Origin of the sequence: Gordonia sp. VNK1, from assembly GCF_040049135.1 — a bacterium.
Lineage (GTDB): Bacteria > Actinomycetota > Actinomycetes > Mycobacteriales > Mycobacteriaceae > Gordonia > Gordonia oleivorans.
Window position 1 is genome coordinate 1 of sequence record NZ_JBDZDJ010000031.1, and the last position, 19290, is coordinate 19290.

A 19290-nucleotide genomic window follows, 5' to 3' on the forward strand; every position below is an offset into this window, starting at 1 on the left:
CGCCGAACTATCATTCCGGGATGCCCCGCGAAACCTTCGGGTTTCGCGGGGCATCACCGCATTCCCGGCCCTTTTTCGCGCATCCACCGGTCGTGTTCACGCGGGCGCTGCTCGGTCCCGCGGTGCCCCCACGTTCACGCTCTCAGTGCACCGAGCGCGTGAGCATGCAGACACCACGTCGACAAGAACCAACCGCGCCACGCAGAGCAGAGTTCGCGCGGCACGTCCACGCTCGCGCGGCGCCCCGTCCTCGCGCGGACAGTGAACCGAGGGCGTGAGCATGCAGACACCGCGCCGGCATGCAGACACCGCGTCGACGAGCAGCACCCGCGCCACGCCGGTCTTCCCGCGGCACATGCTCGTTGGCGCGGCGCCGTCGTCTTCGCGCGCTCAGTGCACTGACCGCGTGAGCATGCCAGCACCGCGTCCACGAACAGCACCCGCGCCACGCCGGCCTTCACGCGGCACGTCCACGTTCCCGCGGCGTCTCCACGGTCACGCGCGCATTGCACCGACCGCGTGAGCGCGCGGGCACCGCGTCGACGAACAGCACCCGCGCCGTCACCGCCCGCCGGCCGGCAGAAGCAGACGATCCCAGCCCAGAAACCAAGCGGACGATACTGAACCACATGACGCGGAGAGGCACCGCGGGAACGCCCGTCCTCGTCGACACCGATGGAGGTCTGGACGACGTCGTCGCCTTACGTGCGCTGGCGGCGACCGGCAGATTGTGGGGTGTCACATCGACGTGGGGAAACGTGTCGGCGCCGGCGGCCGCGCGGAACGCGAGTCTCGCGGTACCGACCGTCCCGGTGTGGTCCGGCGCGAAGCGACCGCCGCCACGGTGGCGACCGTCGGCGGTTCATGGCCACGACGGTCTTGGGGACTCCACGACCGTCGCGCAGCGGATCTACCGGCCGACGTTGACTCCCGAACCGTCCGAGGTGATGATCGAGTTCGCCCGGTCGGAACCGAGCGGTGTCCTCCTGTGCATCGGTCCGTTGACGAACCTGGCGACGGCGCTCACTCGCACGGCAGCCGTACACAGTTGCGTCGCCTGCAGATCGTGGTGTCCGGCGGAGTCGGCGTCAGCCGATCACCGATGGACGCGCGGATCCGCGACACCAACACCCGGCACGACCCACAAGCGACTGCGTCCGTGATCCGGTCGGATCTCTCCATACGGTGGGTCGGGCTCGATGTGAGTCGTCGATTCATCCTGCGCCGCACGGACATGACAGCCGGCCAGATAGGGGGGTTCGCGGCGACGCGCTCCTATGGTTTGCGTCGACGCCCGCTGGGGCGGGGCTCCGGATGGTCGGCCCCGTGCCACGATCTGGTGGCCGCGACGGCGGCGGTCAATCCCGCAGCCTTCGCCTGGACCACCTCGACCATGCGGATCGCGACCCGTGGATCGAGCGCCAAGGTGTGCGGAACCACCGGACACCCAGGGCCATGGCCTGATTCGGACCGGTCCGAGGCCGCTGTGGACGTCGATCTCAACGCGGTGAGGGCGATGTGGAAACTCGCCCAGCTCGAGTCCAGAGACTGCCCGAGCGGGGACCACGAGCCTCTGCCCTGACGTTGTCAGCTCGCGTCTGCGTCGTCGGCCAGCCACGCCCCGTGCAGTCCCGCCGGCACCCGGATCGGCAGGTCGATGGTGGCGATCGGTCCGTCGGCGGGGGCGTCGGCGTCGAGAAGATAGAAGCTCGAGCGAAGGCTGTCCGGGTCGGTGCCGATCGCTCCCCAGTAGTCGTGGTGCGCGCCGGGTAAGAAGATCGGTTCGCCGATCGCCACGCCCGGGCTCCAATAGTCTTCGGTGCCCGCGGCGAGATCGTGGAACCACAGACTGTCGCGCGTGGCGTCGTCGTGCGGACCGCGCGCCACCGAGGCGACCCGGTGATGGTCGAGCGTGAGCAGGCGGTCGTCGACGCGCGGGAACTCCATGTCGAGTGCGTTGTCGCTGAGAACGTTCCGCGTGATGGAGCCACCGGCGTCGATGACGGCACGGGTGAGCGTCGACGTCGCCGGCCGGTCGACGTCGGCGAAGCCACCCGGATAGGTCCACTCCACGTAGTCGACGGTGATCGTGCCGTCCGGGTTGTCGAAGGCGTTGGCGAAGTGCCACACCCAGAACGGGTCGGTGTGCACCCACCGGACCGGGCCACCGTCGCGGGGGAGGAGTGCGATGCGGGCGCCGTCATCGGGTCGCCACGACAGCAATGAACCGCCCGTCAGCATCGCCTCGATGTCAAAAACCAAGGGACACAGAAACAGCACGACGTAATGCGCGGTCAACGCCATGTCGTGGATCATCATCGGATCGGTCACCCCGTCGACCGGTGTCGGGGTCCGCGTCACCTGACCGTCGGCGGCGATCACCGACCACGTCAGATACGGGGCCTCGAGAGCGTAGTTGAACACGATCAGCTCACCTGTTCGCGGATCGGTCTTCGGGTGCGCGGTGCTGCCCACCAGCATCGCGCCGTCGCAGTGGGTGGGACCGATCGTCGACAGATCCGTCGGATTCAGCAGGTACGGATGGTCGGATTCGGCCATCGCCATCAGCCGGCCCGAATGCCGGACGATGTTGATGTCGGGCAATTGGCGGAAGGTTCCCGCCAGGTCGGGACCGGCCTCCTCGGCGGGCGGGGTGTACCCGTCGGTGATGCCGGACCAGATGGCATGTCCGGCAGCCTCTTCCGCCGTCACCATCGGCGTCCGGACGAACTTGTTGGTATAGCCGACCCGCCCGCCGTCGAAGCGGATGCGATGGACCATGCCGTCACCGTCGAGCGGATAGACATACGAGCCGATCGGATCGAACCGGGGGTTCGGCCCGTTGCGGAGGTAACTGCCCCGCAGATCGGCCGGCAGGTCGCCGTGCACGGTGAGGTCGGCGACGTCGACCTCCTCACGTTGCGGCGCGAACACACCGGTGAGGTGACTGTGGTGGGCGATGTCGACCGGCGCGGGTCGGGTGGCGGGGGAGTCGGTGGTCATGGCTCTGGCCTCTCGGTACGACGTGGTCGGGGATCAGGCGTTCTCGACCGTGTCGATCCACCGGGCCATGGGAGTGAGCCTAGACCGAAATCGGACATCCCGGGGGCCGTGCGGCCGACCGCTCCCGAGATTCCGCCGTCACGCGATCGGTCGAATCCCCCGCCGCCCGGAATCCGGGAGCGCCACGATGCGTAAGGCCGCGCGCAGCTTGGCGGCCGTGGCCGCCCACGATCGCGCCTCGTGACGGCATGCGTCGCGTTCCTCGGCGTCACCGGAACGGTTCGCGTCGTCGGCGGAGGAGTTCCACGACGATTCCTGCTCCTCGCAGATACGGATGTACCGCAGCACCGCCGAGCGGTCGTGCTCGCAGATCTCGGCGACCTCGTGTGGGTTCAGGGTGGCGTTGTCGAGGTCGAGGTGCAGGATGGTGAGCAGTGCATCGGGTAGTGACCCCTCCTCGTCGGGGTCAGAATCCGTTGCTGTGGTGTGTTTTTCGCGGGTGGTGGCCAGTCGGACGATGCGTGGCGCGTCGTCCTCGACGAAGGTGAACCAGTCGTTGAGGGCGCCGTTGATGTTCTCCGGGACGAAGACGGCGGCATCGATGATGCGTTGGGCGACGACGGTCCGGCCGCGCAGGAGCAGGCGTATCGCCGCGTGGTCGGTGGGCTGTGCGGCGATCACCGTCGCGGCGTGCGCGGGATCGATCACCTTGTCGGTGAGGACGGTGAACACCTCGATGCACGGCGCGGAACCGCACACCCGCAACCAGGACGCGTAGGGCCGGGTCGGCAGCGGAAGGTCCCCGTCCTCGTCGAGGTCAATGGTGCATCCGGCGGCGGTCTCGAGCATGGTGTGGATCAGTGACCGCAGATGATCGGCGTCGTGCGGTGCGGTCCCGATCCGCAGGGTGGGTTCAGGCTCGGGTGACGGTGGCAGGAACGGGGCGGCGAGGAAGGCCGGATGCACCACCTGCCACACCTGGCGCAAGGTGTCGACGGTGAGCGAGGCGAGGTCATCGGCACGAGCCCGACTGCCCTCGGCGATGTAGCTGCCGTTGCGCAGTCGCCGCCAGCCCAGCGCACGGAGCTGCTCGACCTGCAGGAGATGGCGGTCGACGACGCCGTCGGGGGCATCGGCGCGCACCGTGATGCGTACCCGATGGGCGCCGGTGAGGGTGATGTCCAATCGCGTGGCCGTATCGTCGGCCACGAGGCCGGTCACCTGAAGCCAGGTGCTCTCCGAGTCGGAGAGATCACCGAGCACGTCCGCGAGGACCGCCCGGAATCCGCGCCAGGCGTCGTCGATCGACGAGTCGAAACCGTTGGTGCTCATCGAATCTCCTTTCGTCGGAGAGGGGTGGACCTCTCCTCGGCCACTACGTTACGGCGGGGGTACGACATATCCGTGCCCCGTTGGCGGGCGGTGGCGACTCACGCACCGCCGACGATGTGCGGGGTCGGCGGTGTGAAGCCGGTGTTGTCCGGCAGTGGGCTTTCACCGAGGTCCGTGCCGACCTCTCTGACGGTCTTCACCGTCTCGAACGGCGACGCTCCCTGCCGCGCGAGGGTGTCGTCGTACCAGGCGAACCACGGGAATCCGTACTGCGCGTACTCCTCGATCGTCAGCGGCCGATGATGCGGCGGCTCGTCGGTGAGCTGCTGCCACGACGCCGAGTCGATGATCCGGACCGACGCTCGCTCGCTGACATCCTGACACCAATTCTCGTGCGGCTGAATCGGTGTGGCGATGGACTGTGCGATGGACCCGCCGGCGCCGAGACCCATCGCAGGGTCATCGGGTGGTGCCGCGAAGCAGAGACCGTCGGCGACGATGGGCGCGATGTGCTGCCACTTGTCGCGACGGAGCGGCACCACCGAGAACTCGAGGGCGCCACTGTGGGCACCGGTCAACTGCTCGGCCACCGTGTACCCGGTGCCGAGGCGCCGCGCGACGAACTGCCGCACCGTGGTCGCGTCCACCCGGTAGCCGTCGAGCCACGGTTGCTCGTCGGTCTCGAGGTAGTCCCCGGCGTCGAAGTCCGGTTCAGCGGTGAAGGCGTCACCCGTGATCGCGTTGATTCCTCCCACACCCACCTTCACCAGGAACGAATAGCCCTTCGGCGCAGTGAAATCGATCCACGCGGCCTCTGACTGCCACATCGGCATCAGGACGTCGGCAGCACCATTGGTGGTCTCCCGAAGGGCGAAGCTGCCCAAACTGGGCGGCAGGCCGTAGGTCGTGTCGTCGTCGGGGACACGCAGTGTCCGGTGGAAGGTGATGTGCAGGACCGCGGCCGGATCGACCTCGGGGAACGCGAAGGTGAGCGTGTTGTGGTCGGTGGAGACGGTCATCGGGCAACCTCCTGGATCGGATGTGTGTGCCACGGTAGTGATGGGGTACGACAAAGTGCGTGTGTGATGTCGGACCGAGGTCGGACGACCCTCACGCGTCCCTTCTGTTCGCTTCACGCGGTCGGTTCGTGGCGACGCGGTACCCCCGCGCTCACGCTGGCTGTGCAATGACCGCGTGAGCGTGCGGGCGCCGCGTCGAGCAGAAGCTGCCGCGTGAAATGGGTTATGGACCAACACAACACACGCCCGGGCACACCCGTCATCCACCGACGTCCGAATTGTCGGTACCCGGATCTATGGTGTTGCCCAGACGGACATCGTCGATGACCGACGGCACGGGGAGGCAGCATGGCATCAGAGGATTTCGGGAGCGGGGATCGGGATTCGACGACGGGGTTCCGTCACCCGTGCGGAAGTTGCCGGACGGGACGGTTGAGGTGGCGGTGTCGTTGAACGCACGCGCCGCGGTCGCCGCCGCGTCGGAGGATGCCGGGCATCTGCTGACGATGGTCCGGGACACGCTCGCCGCGTGTCTCCAAGAGGACGTCGAGATCGTCCGCGACGTCATCGGTCTCACCTTCGACGAGATGCACACCACGATCCTCGTGTCGCCGGAGGCCCTTCGAATTGAGTTCTGCACCATCGTCGGCCACGAGACGCCCGACATGGAGTTGCTGGGTGCGGTGATCGCCGAACACTCGTCGCGCTGGCCCGACATCTCCATCGTTGTCACCAAAGCGCACGTGTTCGCCGTCAAGGCGGTGGATGCGAAGATCTTCTCGCCAGACAATCTCGTTGCCGCACTGGCCGACTGGCGTCGATTCCTGCGCGAAGGTGCCATCGACATCGAGGAGCAACTCGACCCCGGGATGGCACCGAATCCGGAGTGCGAGATCGAGGTGATGCCGCAGGCGTTGGCCGAGATGATCGTCCGGTACCACACCGATCGGAGCACGGTCACCGCCGATTCGATCATGCGTACCTCGCGGGCCAATGGGCCACTGTTGCGGCGCTACGCCCGAATCTGTCAGGCGCACATCGCCTTGTACACGGCGGTCGCGCCGAAGTTCGAGGCCCGCGGAGACGGCGACGAGGCCCGTCGTTGCGACAATCGGCGACAGGCCATGGAGACCTTCCTGCCGGTACTGCTCGCCGCGATAGCCCTGTCGGCGGAGAGCAACATGCGATGGGAGCGACCGCAGGGTGCGTGAGGAGCGTGCCGTGCGCGTCGCATGAGATGGCCGGGATGACACCATTCCTCGTAACTCACAGGTCCTAGAGAAGTGAGTTCATCCCGGCCACAGAGCTATTGGACAGTCGTCACAAGATGGATGTGGCGTGCAGTGGCCGTATGTCAGTTCTTGATGCCCACCCCGCGGTAGTCGACCGCGTACAGGATGGGGCAGACGACCGTCGAGGTCTCACCGCTGCGCGCCTTCTTCCATGGCCCCTCGACGAACTTGTAGAACGTCGCCCCTGGGATGGTCGGGTTGAAGCATGTCGCGTACGCCTGGTACCAGCCAGTTCCACCGGTGCACTTGGCTGTTGCGTAGGTGTTGCCGCCGCCTTTGGTGCAGCCGGTTGGCGCTGCTCCGGCAACACCAGTGGTGGCTGTCGCCACTGTGGCCGCGGCGCTGGCGGCAAGTACGGTCGCGGCGACGCGATTTCGAAGCTTCACGTTTTCTCCTGAGGTGACTGGACTTTCGACAGTCCCCGACTGCCGTCGACATTAGCGATGGCTGCGATCGACCACAGTCGGCCAATAGGGGGAGCCGAGCGAGATGTTCCGTGTTGAACCATTTGTCGCAATTGGTGATTCGGTGTCCTGGCGGCATTGGCGCGGGCAGTTCTGCTTCCCGCGGTACGCCCACACTCGCGCGTTCTGTGCAATGACCGCGCGAGCGAGCGGACGCCGCGTCGAGCAGCAGCTGCCGCGCGAAGCGTCGAGACGACACCGCAGGCGCCCCCACGCGGTGGACGGGGCCGGTTCTCCGCTTTGTCGTGAATAGGGTGAATGTACCGGTATGTCTATCGTCCGAACAGTCGAAAACCGAAGTGCAGCAGCCGCATAAGAGTTCCGAAGCGGGCGATATTGTTACGCTCCGAGCCTCATCACCAGCGTCCGAGGAGCCCCAGCGATGCGACCACTTCGACTACTACCCACCCTCGTCTGCGCGGCACTTCTCACGGCGACGGCGGCGTGCTCGTCGGTCAACGGTTCCGCCACGAGTGAGCAGTCCGGGGCGACGACGACGGCCGGTGGGTCCGCCAGTGCTGCACCGTCGTTGGCATTGAACGCGACTCTCGGCAAGGTCTGGGGTGCCAATCAAACCGGGTACGGCGAGATCAAGCCGGCGAAGATCTACAACGGCGGCGCCGGTGTTCTCGGCGAGGTCGACAACGTGGTCTGGTCGTCGTGGGGTGGACCGGAGGCGCATGCCGTCGGAACGGCGGCATGGGCGGACCCGACGAAGATCGAGGCCGATCTGTTCCCCGAACAGACCCAGGTGGTCGCGTTCAACCTCGGCACCTGCGACGGGCAACTGATGTATCAGAACCTGGAGTGGTACTTCCCGCAGCACGGTGAGGCCTTCGATCCCACGCACTACCTCAACATGTGCACGGGCCAGTATGTGACGGGCGCACCCACCTCCAGCGCATCCACTCCGACCAGCGCGGCAGCGCAGAACTCCGGCTCCTGGACCGGCACCACCCTGACGATCACCCCGACGTCGCTCGGCGTCGTGAAGGTCGGCATGACCATCGAGCAGGCCGACGCGGCAACCGGATTGACCTTCGAGAACAAGGGCGACGGTCAGCGCGGCCCCGAACTCAGCGGACAGAATAGTCTCGCCGTACGGGGCGACCCCATCACCTGTGTCGAGGCGTCGGGTAACAGCCCGACCGGACCCACCGTCATGACCGAGAAGGGCATCACCCTCGGTGATCCGGAGAGCAAGGTGACCGCGGCCTACCCCGATGCCACTCCGCTCGCGGCCGGTGGACCGTTTGCGCGGCCCGGATATCTCGTGACGCTTCCGGGCGGTCAGCTCGCGATCAACGTCGAGGAGGGCATCGTCGACCGGATCGCCGGCGGACCGGACGCGTCCGGGACGACCTGCCCGGGCTGAGCGCCACACGATAAGCGCTCAGACGCAACGATTCCCGCCGACGCGAAGGCCTCGGCGGGAATGGTTGTCGGATGAGTCAGCGTCTCACCACAGGTCGTAGCTGACGTTGACGTTCGGGAAGCCGGACTCGATGCGGGGCGTGTTGATGAAGTAGTGCCCACCCGAGGTCCCGGTCATGCCGGTGTTGACGTCACCGCGCACATTCTCGACGTTGTAGGTGGCGGTCGGGCCGAACGCTCCGATGTGGTAGTTCACGAACACCGTCTCCGAGGGGGCCGTCGGTGCCACCGCGACGACCGTCTCCGACGCCCCGGGGGCCAGGGTGAAGGCCGGCGCGTCCACCCAGTGCCCCGAGCCCGGGGTGGCCGAGGCGAGGAACTCGGTGCGGTTGGTGTGATTGGTCAGGGTCATCGCGACGGTCGGCTCGCCGGGGTGGGTGACCGGCACCGTTCCGGCCGAGGCGAGTCCGGCGCCCCCGACGGCGATGGCGGCGGCGATCCCGGTGCCGGCGAGAACGGCGAGGGTGCGGTTCTTGATGTTCTTCGACATGACGTGCTCCTGGTGTCTGTGACGTCCGGTCCCGGTGGGGCTGGGCTGTGTTTCTGACACCAATGACTTTGCCGTGCAACGCCACCACGCAAACCCCACCGACCGGTGGATCGGCCGGTGGATAGGTGCCTCCCCCAATCGGGGGAGGCACCTGTAGTCCGGTGGACTCCTCAGTGCCCGGCGAATGCCTCCGCCAACCACCAGGAACCGCCGTCGCTGGTGATCTTCGCGTCGATGACCAGCGGCCCCGTCGTGCCGCCGGCCTCGTACGACTCCAGCCAATCCCGCACCACGGCCAGGTCGCCCACCTCGCGCACCGTCACACCCGTGGCACCGAAACCCCGTGCAATGGCGGCGATGTCGGTCTCCGGGAAGGTGACCGTGGACATGTCCGCGTTCCCGAAATGATGCACCTCGGCGCCATAGGCGGAGTCGTTGTACACGATCACCACCAGCGGAAGCCGTTCCCGTACAGCGGTGTCCAGTTCGCTGATGGCCATCAGGAATCCGCCGTCACCGGTCCCCAGCACCGGTAACCGGTCCGGCTGTGCGGCGGCCGCACCGATCGCCGTGTACAACCCGAGCCCGATCGACTGGTACGCCTGCGTGAAGCAGAAGCCGAACTCGTCGGGCACCGACAGGTGCGTCGACGGGTAACCCATGAAGTTCCCGGAGTCGATGGACACGATCCGCTCGAGGGGCAACAGCCGATCGAGTTCGACGGAGAGCAGGCGAGGATCGATACGCTCGTTCGTGGACGAGTCCGCTATCGGAACATCTTGCCACCGTGACGATTCCACGATCCGTGCCTTCACCTCGTCGGTGCGGTAGCCGACCGGTGCCGGGTCGCCGGTCACCACCGCAAGAGCATCGACAGCGGTCAGTGCGCAATCGCCGACCACCCCGACGTCCACCGGACGATGCGCGCCGATCGCGTCGACGTCGTCGTCGACCTGAATGACGGTGGTGTCGGCGCCGATCAGCCGACCGTGGCGCATCGTCCACATGTTCAGCGCGCACCCCCAGCCGACGATCAGGTCCGCCCCGGCGATGAGGTCGGCGCTGGTGTCGGTGGAGAAGCCGCCGGAGATGCCGAGGGAGAAGGGATCGCCGGCGAACAGGCCATTCGTGACCGCCGATGTCGCGACCAAAGCGCCTGTCGCCGCTGCCAGTTCGGCGATCCGCGGACCCGCACCCCGGCCCCCGCGGCCGGCCACGAAGACCGGCCGCCGCGCATCACGCAGCGCCGCAACCAGTCTCGTCACCGATTCCGCGTCGGGACGGACCCGCGGTGGCGTGACATCGACCCGGATCGGGCCCACCGCAGTACCCTCGGACGCCGCCACATCGATGGCGACGTTGAGTACCACGGTGCGTCGTCTCGTGACCGCGGTCCGGTACGCGCGGATCACGTCGGCGACCGCGGTGGCCGACGAGTACACGCGGTCGGCGACCGCGCCGACGCTGCGGACCAGGTGTTCCTGGTCGATGCGGAAGTTGGATCGCAGTGCGGCGGCCGGGCTGTCGGCGGCCAGGACGATCATCGGGGTGCGGCTCTTGGCGGCCTCGGTGATCCCGGTCATCGCGTTGGTCAGGCCGCAACCCTGATGCAGGGTGACGACGCCGACGCGCCCCGACATCCGCGAGTAGGCGTCGGCCATGGTCGCGGCGCCACCTTCGTGGCGCGCGGCGGTGTAGGGCACCCCGCCGGCGCGCAGCGCATTCGTCATGACGAAGTTGCCGCTGCCGACCACCCCGAAGGCATGCCCCACACCGAGATCGGCGAGAACCCGGCCGACCACGTCGGCGACCGTCGGGCCGTAGGTGACCCCGGAATCCATCAGTTCGCGCCGTCGATCACCGCAAGCACCCGCGACGGGCTGCCGGTGCCGCCGACGATGGGCAATGGGCTGACGATCAGCACGGCTCCGGTGGCCGGCAACTGCCCGAGGTTGCGGAGTGAGGTGACGCCGTACTTGTCGTTACCGAGGAAGTAGTTGTGCACCGGGAATGCCGGATCGAAACCGCCGGCAAGGCCCGCGTCGACGCCGACGGTCTCCACACCCAGGCCGGTGATCTCCCGTTCGGTGGCCAGCCACTGCGCACACTCGACGGTGACGCCCGGGGTGTGTGAGCCGGTGTCGTCGGCGTTGAGGAACGCCGCCTCGGAGTGCCCGCGTGATTCCCACCCGGTGCGCAGCAGCAGCCAGGCACTGGCGGCGAGGCGACCGTGCTCGGCCTCCCACGCCTCCACATCGGCAACGGTGAGCAGGTAGTCGGGGTCGTCGGCGACCTTGTCGGTGAGGTCGAGCACCGCGGCCGGCCCGATCAGCCGCCGCGGCGGGATCTGCGACACGTCGTCGCCGTCGCGGCCGGTGATCCAGTGCACTGGGGCGTCGAGATGGGTGCCGATGTGCTCGCCGGTGTGGATGTTGTTGTGCCGCCAGAAGGGGCCGGGCTCGTTGTAGGCGCTGACTTCTTCGAGGCTGAAGTCGATCAGGTTGACGAAGGGTTCCGGCAGCCGCAGGGCGGGCGTGTCGCTGCTCAGCGGGGTGGTGAGATCGACGACCTGCAGTCGCCCGCCGGCGAGCGCGTCGACGAAGTCGGACAGGATCGAGGCGGTGTCGGATGTGGTCATCGTGGCTCCCTGTGCTGGTGATATTTGCGGTACGGCTGGGACTCATCATGCCCGGCGACACGCACCGAACCTGCGGATCGGTGCCGCGGGGTGCCGATTATCGTGATCGCATGGCGCCGTTTCTGCCATTGGACATCGATCCCAATGAGCTCGAGTACGACTTCGACCACGCGACCGTGTCGCGGGGCGTGGAGTATGCGAATGAACGCCGGATCAGCGACCTGAAGTGGAGCGCCGACGGTCTCGTTGTGGGTGGGCGGTGCCGCGGTGCCCGAGGACAGAGCTATCGGGTCGAGGCCGATCTCGATGACGTCGGTGGGGGCGATCGGGAGCTGATCGAGACGCGGTGCAGCTGCCCCGTCGGCTACAACTGCAAACACGGTGTCGCGTTGTTGCTCGCCGCCAGCTACCCGCAACCCGGGTTGTCGATCGTCGACACCGCATCGGCGAGTGCGTGGCGTCGCCTGCTCGGTGACCTGGCCCCCGACACCCCGGACGTGTCCGAGGTCGCCGGTAACGCGCTGCTGGGAATCCTCGTCGAGATGCCGGGAGCCACGGCGAACACCATCGAGGCGCCGACGCTCCGGCTGGTCACACCCGGCAAGACCGGAGCGTGGGTACGGACCGGGGTGAGCTGGCAGACGATCGAACCCGGTCACCGGTCGGCGTGGAATCGGTCGACACGCGACCATGCACCCGGATACTTCGTGCCCGAACAGCTCGGACCGGTGCGAGCCATCGGACGGGCCTTCCGCGCGAATCACCCCTACGGCATGGACCAAACCCTGGATCTGGCGTTGGCGCCGGCAGAGATCTGGGATCTGCTGGACGCGGCCGTCGACGCCGGCGTCACCCTGGTCGCCCACGCCAAGACCACCCACACCAGCACCATTGCGTTGCTGAGCGGTTCCTCGGCGCAGCTACGGGTCATCCGCGACGACGAGGGACTCGCCGTCGCCCCGAGCATCGCCCTCGACGGATACACCTGGGACGGATCGCCGGCCGAGATGATCGGCGACCCGGAACCCCACGGCATCGTCGCGCGCTCCGAGGACACGCTCCTGCTGGGGCCGTTCACGCCACCCCCGTCGATCGACGCGCTGCAGGAGTTGTTCTCCCGTGGCGTGGTGCGCATCCCCGACGACGAGGCCGAGGAGTTCACCAGCGAGTTCCTGCCCCGGCTCGTCGACGTGATGCCGGTGCAGGTGGCCGACGACGCCCTCGAGGTCGCCGAGACCACCGGACCGGAGTTGCTGCTCACCCTGCGGCCGACGGATGCCGGCACCCGCGCGACGTGGGAGGTCGTTTATCAGGTCAACGGGCAGCGACGCACCTTTGAAGGCGAGCACCGGTCGGGGATTCGCGATCGCCGGGCGGAAAATGCTGCGTGGCAAGCGATTCGGCCGCATTTGGAGCAGGCGGCGCGTCTGTGTGTGACGTGGCGCCGACAGATGATCGCCTATGCCGCGCACGTGGTCGGCGGCCCGGGACTGATCGAACTCGTTCAGCAGGACCCCGATGATCTCATCCGCGCGGCCGACATCCGGCAACTGACCCGATCGCTGGTGTTCACCCCGATGGAGACGGCGATGCTGCACGTCGAGGTGATCCCGCAGCTGGAGGAGCTCGGCGTCGAGGTGGCCATCCATGGTGAGGTCCTCGACTATCGGGAAGCGCGGTCGGCGCCCCAGATCTCCATCGGCGCAGATGGTTTCGGCGACTCCGACTGGTTCGGCCTGGCCATCACCATCGACGTCGACGGACAGTCGGTACCACTGCCGGATGTGCTGGCCGAACTCTCCGCGGAGGCCACGCACATGCTGCTCGCCGACGGGACCTACTTTGCCCTCGACACCCCGGAGCTGAGTCGCCTCGCCGCACTCGTTGCCGAGGCAAAAGCGTTGGGCGAGTTGGAGAACGGTCAGGTTCGGCAACGTTCCGTCAACGCCACGCTGTGGGAGGAACTGCTCGCGCTCGGCGTCGTCGACAAGGAGCTGGCGGTGTGGCGATCCCGGATGGAGCGCCTTGCCGCCGCGACGCCGCCCGAACCGTGCCCGACGCCGGACGGCTTCCGGGCCGAGCTGCGTGACTACCAGACCGCGGGTCTCACCTGGCTGAACTTTTTGTGGGAGAACAGGATCGGTGGAATCCTCGCCGACGACATGGGGTTGGGCAAGACCGTCCAGACACTCGCGATGGTCGCGGCAGCACTGAACGAGGAGCCGGACGGCCGCTTCCTGGTGGTGGCGCCGACCAGCGTCATCAGCAACTGGGTGGCCGAGGCCGAGCGCTTCGTCCCCGATCTGGACGTCCTCGCGGTGACCGCGACCAGTGCGCGTGTCGGTGTGCCACTCGCCGAGCGGGTGGCCGGCAAGCAGGTCGTCGTCACCTCGTACGCGCTGATGCGTATCGGGTTCGACGAGTTCGACGAGATCGACTGGACCGGAATACTTTTTGACGAGGCGCAGTTCGTCAAGAATCACAACAGCAAGGGATATCAGTGTGCGCGGCGGCTGCGCGCCGATTTCAAGGTCGCCATCACGGGAACGCCGATGGAGAACAACCTGATGGAGTTGTGGGCGCTGCTGACGCTGACGGTGCCCGGGCTGTTCTCCTCACCGAAGACCTTCACCGAGTTCTTCCGCAAACCCATCGAATCCGGTCAGGAACCCGAACGGTTGGCGTTGCTGCGCAGGCGGATTCACCCGGTGATGTTGCGGCGCACCAAGGAGCAGGTGGCCGCCGATCTGCCGGCCAAGCAGGAACAGGTCCTGTCGATCGACCTGAACACCAAGCACGACAAGATCTATCAGACCCGGCTCACCCGGGAACGGCAGAAGGTCCTGGGGCTGCTCGGTGACTTCGACGAGAACCGGTTCGCCATCTTCCGGTCACTGACGATGCTTCGGCAGCTGAGCCTGCATGCCGGGCTGGTGGAGGACAAGCACGCCGAGGTCGCCTCGGCCAAGATCGATTATCTCGCCGAGCAGATCCCCGAACTCATCGCAGAGGGCCACTCGACGTTGGTGTTCAGCCAGTTCACCGGGTTCCTGCGGCTCATCGAGGACCGGCTCGTCGGGCTGGGTATCGATGTCAGCTATCTGGACGGTTCGATGTCGGCGAAGCAACGCGGCGCCGAGATCAAGCGCTTCGCCAGTGGGAAGACCCAGGTGTTCCTGATCAGTCTGAAGGCCGGTGGGTTCGGTCTCAACCTCACCGAGGCCGATTACTGCTTCGTCTGCGATCCCTGGTGGAATCCGGCCAGTGAGGCGCAGGCCGTCGATCGCGCGCATCGGATCGGCCAGACCCGTCCGGTCAATGTGTACCGGCTGGTGTCGGCAGGCACCATCGAGGAGAAAGTCGTTGCACTTCAGGAGCGTAAACGCGAACTGTTCAACGCGGTCATCGATGAGGGTGACCTCTTCGGGTCGGCGATCAGCGCCGACGACATCAGGGAGTTGATCGGCGGGTAGCGCGTACGAGATGTTGCCCGGGGCGATGTAGTCGGGGCCACTACTCGGGTATGTTCACCGAACCTCACAGCGTGGCCGGTACGCGAGGGATGTCACCGGACCTGCACACCCGTATCGGAATCATGACGCCGCGCCGACCGTTGACATGAGTGTGGCGTGACTCCGTCGTCGGCGCCTGCAGCCTTGCGCACAGGAGTCCCGCGAAAGGATCGAGGTGTGCGATGAGTGTCGATGTGCGACGTGCCGGCCAACCGGAAACCCACGAGGAGCCGGTGCAACCGCGTGCCCTGCTGCCCACCGACGATTCGTTCTTCGACGCCCCCGACGACGTGGCGTCGCTGACGCCCGGTGAGGTCATCCGCTCCCGTCAGGTCGAGCTCAAGGACTTCTGGGCGTCGCACCACCAGAGTCAGGCGTGGCAGTTGCTGTACCGCTCCACCGACCTCAACGGGGTCGCCGGAGTGGCCGCCACCACGATCGTGCTGCCCCGGAAGCCTGCTCCGCACGGCCGGTTCATGTTGCTGTCGTTCCAGTGCGCCATCGACGCCGTCACGTCGGCATGCTTCCCGTCCTACGCACTGCGCAAGGGTACGGGCGCCACGCACGCGATCGCGCCGTTCGAGTTCCTCGTGGTGCGTCGTGCGCTCGCCAAGGGCTGGGCCGTCACGATCCCCGACCATGAGGGCATGCTCGGCGCGTGGGGCGCACCGCGCGAACCCGGATACCGCACCCTCGACGGCATCCGCGCGACCATCAACTTCGCCGGCAAGCGACTCGAGCCGAACACACCCGTCGGTTTGTGGGGCTACTCCGGTGGCGGCATGGCCACCGCGTGGGCGGCGGAGATGGCCCCGACTTATGCGCCGGAGCTCAACCTGATCGGCGCGGTCCTCGGATCTCCGGTCGGCGACATGGCGTCGGCATTGTTGCGTCTCAACGGTGGTTTCCACGCCGGCCTGCCGCTGATGGTGATGGCCGGTCTGCGCCGGGTGTATCCGGCGTTGGACGCGGCCTTCGAGGCACACCTCACCGAGACGGGTCGGCGCGACCTCGCCGCGATCTCCGAGATGGGGACCGTCGACGCGCTGCGCGAGTTCCGTAACCACGACATCGGCGACGACATCGACATCCCGATCGCCGACTTCCTCGCCCAGCCCGAGATCGTCGAGATGATGACCGACCTCGGACTCGGCTCCCACGAACCCACCATTCCGCTGCTCGTCATCCAGGCCGTCCACGACGAGGTGATCGGCATCAACGACATCGACGAGCTGACCGCGAACTACCGTGACTACGGCGTACCGGTCACCTACATCCGCGACCAACTCAGCGAACACTTCACCCTGCTCCCGTTCTCGGGTCCCCTCGCCGTGAAATGGTTGTCGCATCGACTCGAGGGCCGTCCCGCACGTGACCGCACCGTCACTTCACTTGTGGGGCAGCCACGTCCACGGTTCATGCGCACCCGTCGACGGGCACCACTCGCCGGTGGAGCCGAACCGTCACTCGCCGCATCGTCCGCTGGTCGAGCCGGTCCGGAGCGATAGCGGAGGACCGTGTCGAGGCCCCCGTAACCCGACGCCGAAACTCAACCCGCCAGTCCAGGAACCTCGGATTCGAGTCGCGCCCGTACGCCGAGAGCGGCCTGCACTGAGTCGCGAATCGCGGTCGCGAGTTTTGACAATGTCGGCTCGGACAGCTGCAGGAGATCCACCGACACATCCGAGCCGGGTGCGGCGAGTCCCTCGTCACGTACGACATCCCAAGCCTGATACGAGGGTGGCACGATGCCACCGAGGTTGATGACATCGGCAACGATGGCGCGCACGGAAGTGACGTCGACACCGGGCGCCCGGTCGACGTAGACCGAGGTTTCGGCGCTACTCATCACGGCCCCACGATACCGCGTCACCACTACCCATGAATATCAGGATCTCGCGGAGGCTGCGGCCGGAGACTCTCACGACGTTGGCGACCGCTCTGGTCGCGGTTGTGAGGTCGAGCGGGGTGCCGCTGGCGTCGAGCACTACGCGGTCTGTCTTCAGCGCTGCTCTGCGAATCTGCTTGTAAACCGCGTTCTCTGTTCCGACGGAGGTGCTCTTGATCTCCACCGGCAGACCGTCCACGAGTGCGTCGGCATCGGGAAGTTCGCTGGTGTCGTCGATCGACAGCACCCGAAACCCAAGGACGCGCAGCCTTTCCGCCGTGCGTCGTTCGCTACGTTGGAAGTGACGATCGGCGTCGACTTCAGGGGCAACGCGCTGCTCTTCGTAATACCGGGCCGCTGTCTTTCTCAAAGGGCGATCGAGGCCACCGGGTTTGTCGACGATCGTCAACTGGGGGAGCTCATCAAATAGGATGGCGCTGCCTCCAATCGATGTGAGCTATGCCCCTGAAGGGCTGGTCACCGCACGATCTTCTCGTCATCTCAGATCATCAGCCCCCACCTCAATCCTGTTGTCCCGCAACGTACCCATGTCATCGGCGAGGAACTCGACGCGGGTAACACCGACGGTGCATGTCCGCCGAACGTGGTGATGCCCGCAGATCTGCAGGCGTGGCCGCAGCGCACTGCGTGCCACCCCGACGATGGCCGCAGATTCCTGTGCGTACGCGAGCGCCCGCGGTGACCACATCGGCGCACGGGAGGCCGGGTACAGATTCAGCTCCGTGATGGCGTCATCAGGAGCGTCATGGGTGATGAAGACGTCGACGTCGCGACCTTCCACCTGCCCGATCAAGGACTCCACATCGTCGGCAGTGGGTGATTCCTCCGGCCACCAACTGACGCCTGCACGACGCTGGTCCCGGTCGATGCTGTTGGCGCCGGCGAGGCTAGCGAAGACCGCACCATCCCACTCCCAGACATTCGTGCGCGTCGCGACCCGGATGCTCGGATGTCGACGAGACCTCAGGAAGCCGTCGGCGTCGACACTGGAGAATCCGAAAGTCTTGTCGCCGAGCGTAAGTCCCGGCCAGTACTCGTGGTTCCCGGGGATGACGTAGAGGGTGCGGTCACCGAGCCGTTCGGCGACGGTACGTAGGTACCGTTGCCCGGAGGATCCCGACCACAATCCGAAATCGCCGACGTGGATCAGCCGGGCATCATCGTCGGCCGGCGCGGCGTCGAGGGCGTCGGCGGCGAACAGGGCATTGCCATGCCAGTCGCCGAACGCGATGAGCGTCACCACAGCCGGTATGTGGTTGTGGTGACCTCGAAACCGTGCTGTGTGGAACGGGTTTCGCAGCGCACTCCAGCGGCAGGCGTCGGGGTTACGGAAGCGGCGACGCGTGCAACCGCGACCCCAGAGAATCGTTGCGTCATCGAAGCGGATCCTTCCAACCGTTGAAGTGTGGTGTCACTGAGGACGTCAGTATGCCCGGCAGCTACGACAGTTCTCGTTGCCGAGGAGTTCCGACGAGGCCGAGGGCAATACGGTGCGGGCGGTTGATGCAGCCGGACATCCTTGTCGGACCTCTGGCATAGGGTCAACGACATATCGGTTGAGAGGACGGGGCGATGACGATGAGTTCACGGGCGATGGGTCGACGGTGGTCGAGGATCATTCTCTGCGTGGCGCTGCTGGGCGCAGTACCGCTCGGGGCGGCGTGTAGTGACGCCGACGCCGCGCAGACCTCCACGGTTGCGGGTTCGGCCACGGTGAGTTCCCTGGCGGCGAGTTCGACGGCAACGGTCGTCGACGTGGACCCGGCCGACTATCAACAGTCAGGCCAGCCGGGGTACTACCACTGGTCTTACGGCACGTCCCCGCTACGCGAATGTGCGATCTACCCGGGCGAGAACGGCGCGCCGACCCTGTTGTGCGCGGCCACATTTCCGCCCGGAACCCCGGATATGACCAACGACGTGTTCACCGGACCGCCCAACAGTGTCGTCCTCGCGGGTGAGAAGGTGGAGAACTACCTACAGCCGGAATGGGGCCCGACGACGCCGAAGCCGTTGCCCGTCGGACACCGGATCACCGTCTCCGGGCTGTCCTGCACGACGCTCGCCGAGGACTCCACCGAATGTCATTCGCTGGCAGCAGGATTCCGCATTGAGGCAGGAGCCGTGGTGGAGCGACACGACGGGTGAGGGGTGTTGGTCGACTGGGCTGCCAGCCGTGACCGGGTGAACCTACACA

Annotated in this window: 16 protein-coding genes; 6 read left to right on the plus strand and 10 right to left on the minus strand. The window is 66.7% G+C overall.

Annotated elements, in window-relative coordinates; translation table 11 throughout:
* Window positions 1–629: 629 nt before the first annotated feature.
* On the plus strand, window positions 630–1163 hold the full coding sequence (locus tag ABLE94_RS26510) for a nucleoside hydrolase (protein WP_425476272.1): 534 nt from the start codon (window positions 630–632) through the stop codon (window positions 1161–1163).
* A gap of 424 nt (window positions 1164–1587) precedes the next feature.
* Here ABLE94_RS26510 and ABLE94_RS24310 read toward each other — a convergent pair whose 3' ends face one another.
* From ABLE94_RS24310 to ABLE94_RS24320, 3 genes are all read right to left on the minus strand, one after another.
* Window positions 1588–3003: a carotenoid oxygenase family protein gene (locus ABLE94_RS24310; RefSeq protein ID WP_348807579.1), complete on the minus strand. Its 1416-nt coding sequence runs from the start codon at window positions 3001–3003 to the stop codon at window positions 1588–1590.
* Window positions 3004–3141: 138 nt separating this feature from the next.
* Window positions 3142–4335 (minus strand): TY-Chap domain-containing protein, encoded by a 1194-nt coding sequence (locus ABLE94_RS24315; RefSeq protein ID WP_348807578.1) that lies wholly within the window; start codon window positions 4333–4335, stop codon window positions 3142–3144.
* Between the two features lie 98 nt (window positions 4336–4433).
* Window positions 4434–5354, minus strand: coding sequence for a hypothetical protein (locus ABLE94_RS24320; protein ID WP_348807577.1), 921 nt, complete (start codon window positions 5352–5354; stop codon window positions 4434–4436).
* 443 nt (window positions 5355–5797) lie between these two features.
* Between ABLE94_RS24320 and ABLE94_RS24325 the strand changes: the two genes are divergently transcribed.
* Complete coding sequence (locus ABLE94_RS24325) at window positions 5798–6565, plus strand: T3SS (YopN, CesT) and YbjN peptide-binding chaperone 1 (RefSeq protein ID WP_348807576.1); 768 nt, start codon at window positions 5798–5800, stop codon at window positions 6563–6565.
* A 143-nt stretch (window positions 6566–6708) separates the two neighbouring features.
* On the opposite strand, the gene ABLE94_RS24330 is transcribed toward ABLE94_RS24325, so the two are convergent.
* Entirely contained in the window at window positions 6709–7032 is a 324-nt protein-coding gene (locus ABLE94_RS24330) for a hypothetical protein (RefSeq protein WP_348807575.1), read from the minus strand.
* Window positions 7033–7492: 460 nt separating this feature from the next.
* Here ABLE94_RS24330 and ABLE94_RS24335 point away from each other — a divergent pair, with 460 nt between their 5' ends.
* Entirely contained in the window at window positions 7493–8485 is a 993-nt protein-coding gene (locus ABLE94_RS24335) for a hypothetical protein (protein ID WP_348807574.1), read from the plus strand.
* 84 nt (window positions 8486–8569) lie between these two features.
* On the opposite strand, the gene ABLE94_RS24340 is transcribed toward ABLE94_RS24335, so the two are convergent.
* The 3 genes from ABLE94_RS24340 to ABLE94_RS24350 form a co-directional block, all read right to left on the minus strand.
* A complete protein-coding gene (locus ABLE94_RS24340; RefSeq protein ID WP_348807573.1) occupies window positions 8570–9034 on the minus strand; it encodes a hypothetical protein in 465 nt (154 codons plus the stop codon).
* Window positions 9035–9204: 170 nt separating this feature from the next.
* Window positions 9205–10875, minus strand: a complete 1671-nt coding sequence (locus tag ABLE94_RS24345) for a thiamine pyrophosphate-binding protein (protein ID WP_348807572.1) — start codon at window positions 10873–10875, stop codon at window positions 9205–9207.
* Window positions 10875–11672, minus strand: a complete 798-nt coding sequence (locus ABLE94_RS24350) for a cyclase family protein (RefSeq protein ID WP_348807571.1) — start codon at window positions 11670–11672, stop codon at window positions 10875–10877. The genes ABLE94_RS24345 and ABLE94_RS24350 overlap by 1 nt, the downstream gene beginning before the upstream one ends.
* A gap of 110 nt (window positions 11673–11782) precedes the next feature.
* On the opposite strand from ABLE94_RS24350, the gene ABLE94_RS24355 reads away from it, so the two are divergent.
* On the plus strand, window positions 11783–15145 hold the full coding sequence (locus ABLE94_RS24355) for a DEAD/DEAH box helicase (RefSeq protein ID WP_348807570.1): 3363 nt from the start codon (window positions 11783–11785) through the stop codon (window positions 15143–15145).
* 221 nt (window positions 15146–15366) lie between these two features.
* The gene (locus ABLE94_RS24360; RefSeq protein ID WP_348807569.1) at window positions 15367–16692 is read left to right on the plus strand and encodes a lipase family protein; all 1326 of its coding nucleotides are present in this window, start codon (window positions 15367–15369) and stop codon (window positions 16690–16692) included.
* Window positions 16693–16733: 41 nt separating this feature from the next.
* Here the strand turns inward: ABLE94_RS24360 and ABLE94_RS24365 are convergent, their stop codons facing one another.
* The 3 genes from ABLE94_RS24365 to ABLE94_RS24375 form a co-directional block, all read right to left on the minus strand.
* Window positions 16734–17033: a hypothetical protein gene (locus tag ABLE94_RS24365; protein WP_348807568.1), complete on the minus strand. Its 300-nt coding sequence runs from the start codon at window positions 17031–17033 to the stop codon at window positions 16734–16736.
* Window positions 17026–17481 carry a CdiA C-terminal domain-containing protein gene (locus ABLE94_RS24370; protein WP_348807567.1) on the minus strand — a complete coding sequence of 152 codons (456 nt, stop codon included), beginning with the start codon at window positions 17479–17481 and terminating at the stop codon, window positions 17026–17028. The genes ABLE94_RS24365 and ABLE94_RS24370 overlap by 8 nt, the downstream gene beginning before the upstream one ends.
* An 87-nt stretch (window positions 17482–17568) precedes the next feature.
* Window positions 17569–18333 carry a metallophosphoesterase family protein gene (locus ABLE94_RS24375; protein ID WP_348810134.1) on the minus strand — a complete coding sequence of 255 codons (765 nt, stop codon included), beginning with the start codon at window positions 18331–18333 and terminating at the stop codon, window positions 17569–17571.
* Between the two features lie 332 nt (window positions 18334–18665).
* Here ABLE94_RS24375 and ABLE94_RS24380 point away from each other — a divergent pair, with 332 nt between their 5' ends.
* Complete coding sequence (locus tag ABLE94_RS24380) at window positions 18666–19241, plus strand: hypothetical protein (protein ID WP_348807565.1); 576 nt, start codon at window positions 18666–18668, stop codon at window positions 19239–19241.
* The last annotated feature ends 49 nt before the right edge of the window (window positions 19242–19290 follow it).